This window comes from Verrucosispora sp. SN26_14.1 (genome assembly GCF_004307965.1).
GTDB lineage: Bacteria > Actinomycetota > Actinomycetes > Mycobacteriales > Micromonosporaceae > Micromonospora.
The window spans coordinates 1-2166 of the sequence record NZ_SISL01000685.1 but is presented as its reverse complement, the minus strand read 5'-3'; the positions used below and the strand labels follow the sequence as shown (position 1 = coordinate 2166).

Sequence of the window (2166 nt, the reverse complement as noted above, 5' to 3'; positions counted from 1 at the left end):
ACCCGGGCGTACGCGCCAGCGCGCCCCCGGCCGACGCGGCCCCCGTGCCCGCCGTGGCCCAGGCCGTCGACACCTCGAACCCGACCCGCACCATCGGTGACGGCACCCCGGCCAGTTGCACCTCGGCAGCGGTGGTGCGGGCGGTCGCGGCCGGCGGGATCATCACCTTCGACTGCGGCCCCGACCCGGTGACCATCACGATGGCGGCGACCGCGAAGGTCCGCAACGCCAACGGCCCGAAGGTGGTGCTGGACGGCGGCGGCAAGATCACGCTCAGCGGGCAGGGCAAGCGCCGCATCCTCTACATGAACACCTGCGACCCGCTCCAGGGCTGGACCACCGCGCGCTGCCAGAACCAGGACCACCCGCAGCTCACCGTGCAGAACCTGACCTTCGCCGACGGCGACGCCACCGGCCAGCGCGTCGACGGTGGCGGCGGTGGCGCGATCTTCGTACGCGGCGGGCGGCTCAAGGTGGTCGACTCGCACTTCGTCGGCAACCGCTGCGACCGCACCGGCCCCGACGTGGGCGGCGCCGCCATCCGGGTGCTCGACCAGCACGACGGCCAACCGGTGTACGTGGTCGACAGCACCTTCACCGGCGGCACCTGCGCCAACGGCGGCGCACTGAGCAGCATCGGCGTCTCCTGGGTCATCCTGAACAGCGTGCTGCGGGACAACGCGGCCGTCGGCACCGGCGCCAACCCGGCCCGCTCCGGCACTCCCGGCGGCGGCAGCGGCGGCGCGATCTACGCCGACGGCAACGAATTCTCGGTCCGCGTCGCCGGCACCCTGATCGAGGGGAACGACGCCAAGGAGTGCGGCGGGGCGATCTTCTTCGTCAGCAACAACCGCACCGGCACGTTGCGCATCGAGAAGTCGACCCTGCGCCGCAACCCCAGCCACGGCTTCCAGACCCACCCCGGCATCTTCTACCAGGGCGCCGGCTCCGGCCCCACCATCACCGCCTCCACCATCCGCTGAGTCAGTAGGGGTTGCCCTGGCCGGCGGGGCGGGCCTTGAGGAGGGCGGCGGGACGGCCGGGCAGGTCGGGGGTGGCGGAGAGCGGCGGACTGGCCGTGTGGGCGCGCTCCGCCATGCCCGCCACCAACTCCTTGAGCGCGGTGACCGCGTCCACGCGTGGCCGCCAGCCCAGCTCGGTCTCGGCGCGCTCGCTGGACATCAGCGGCGCGTTCAACGCCAACTCCACCCACCCCGCGTCGACCGGTTGCAGCCGGGCCCGCCAGGTCAGCGCGGCAGCCGTCCGCAGCACCGGGGCGGCCACCGGCACCGTCCAGCCGTGGAAGTGCCGGGCCACCAGCTCCGGCGTCAACACCGGGTCCGCGGCGACGTTGAAGGCGCCGCGCGCGTCACCCAGAATCGCCCGGGCGTACGCGTCGGCCACGTCGTCGGCGTGCACCGCCTGCATCCGCAGCCGGCGGTTGGCCGGCACCAACGGCAGCCGCCCGAACCGGAGCAGCCGCACCGGCACCAGTGGCCCCAGGAAGTAGCGGCTGATCTCCGTACCCGCCTCCCGCTGGAAGATCAACCCCGGCCGCAGGCGTACCACCCGAAGCTCCGGACGGGTCCGCTCGACCCCGTCGAGCATCTCCTCCACTGCCGCCTTGTCCCGGCTGTACGACGACTCGGCCACCCCGGTCGCCGGCCACCGCTCGCTGATCGGCAGGTTCTTCGGCCCCGGCGCGTACGCCCCCACCGACGACGCGTACACCAGCGCCGGTACGCCCGCCCGCAGCACCGCGTCCACGACATTCCGGCTGCCGCCCACATTGGTACGCCGCAACACCTGCTGGTCGTGGCTGGGCTGGATCTGCCAGGCCAGGTGCACCACCGCGTCCGCCCCGGCGAATACCTCGGTCAACTCGTCAACGGCACCGGCCCGCCCGATGTCGCACGAGTGCCACCGCACCCCCGCGTACGGCTCACCAGCCCCCGCGTGCGGCAGCCGCCGCGCCACCCCGACGATCTCCACACCGCGCTCACGCCACAACCGGCGCAGCAGTGCCGTACCCATGTTGCCGCTCGCGCCCACCACCACGATCCGCATGTCCGGTCCGTACCCGGTCAGTCGCTTTCCACGCGTCCACCTGGCTCCCGACCGGCGGCGCTCCCGTGCGCGGCCCCGGCGGTCGCGGCCCCACCCGGC

The 2166-nt window shown here is 73.7% G+C and carries 2 protein-coding genes; one reads left to right on the top strand and one right to left on the bottom strand.

Features of this window, described 5'->3' with window-relative positions:
- Window positions 1–983 (top strand): hypothetical protein (locus tag EYA84_RS30875; protein WP_131057733.1); only part of this gene is annotated, 983 nt, incomplete at its 5' end.
- Window position 984: 1 nt separating this feature from the next.
- On the opposite strand, the gene EYA84_RS30870 is transcribed toward EYA84_RS30875, so the two are convergent.
- Window positions 985–2067: an NAD-dependent epimerase/dehydratase family protein gene (locus tag EYA84_RS30870; RefSeq protein ID WP_131057732.1), complete on the bottom strand. Its 1083-nt coding sequence runs from the start codon at window positions 2065–2067 to the stop codon at window positions 985–987.
- Window positions 2068–2166: the final 99 nt, after the last annotated feature.